Consider the following 622-nt stretch of genomic DNA (forward strand, 5'->3'; position numbering starts at 1 on the left):
CATGGTGGTGATCACATCCGGTCAAACCCAACCATGGATTGATTTCCATCCCGTATCGGCCCTGGCTAACGACTATCTGTTGATCAAACCAGGTCAAGTATTTCGGCATGATTTCTCACAAACATGGCATGGATGGATGGTTGTTTTTCGCCCTGAGCGATTGCATTCAATTGGAAATGGACAAGCGTTGGCGACTCAAATTGACACCTTGCCAGACCATTGCTCACTGGCCTCGTCTGTACTGCAAGATGTTGAAGTCGGCCTGAGCAACATGCAGCGCGACAGCGCAGAAGTCATCGATGTACCAACCCGGCAGAGCCTGCTTCAGTTGCAACTGAGTTATGTGCTGTTGCGTCTGTGCCTGGTTCAAGCGTCAGGGCTTCATCCAGGTCAATCGCCTTCGCGGGCATTTGCACATTACGAACGATTTAAAAAGCAGTTGGAAAAAGACTTCGCAAAACACCACCAGGTGCAGCATTTCAGTGCCACTTTGGGCCTGAGTGTCAAAAGCCTGAACCGTGCTTGCTTGGAAGCGACGGGACTGTCCACCAAAAGCTGCATCAATCAACGCATTGCCCTGGAAGCCAAGCGTTTACTGGCGCACACGGCTTTGGCTGTTCAG

General features: G+C 51.1%; 1 protein-coding gene. It reads left to right on the top strand.

Annotated elements, in window-relative coordinates:
* Positions 1–622 (top strand): helix-turn-helix domain-containing protein (locus tag H663_RS41970; RefSeq protein WP_116695983.1); only part of this gene is annotated, 622 nt, incomplete at both ends.

The sequence above is a fragment of the Limnohabitans planktonicus II-D5 genome (genome assembly GCF_001270065.2).
Classification (GTDB): Bacteria; Pseudomonadota; Gammaproteobacteria; order Burkholderiales; family Burkholderiaceae_C; genus Limnohabitans_A; species Limnohabitans_A planktonicus.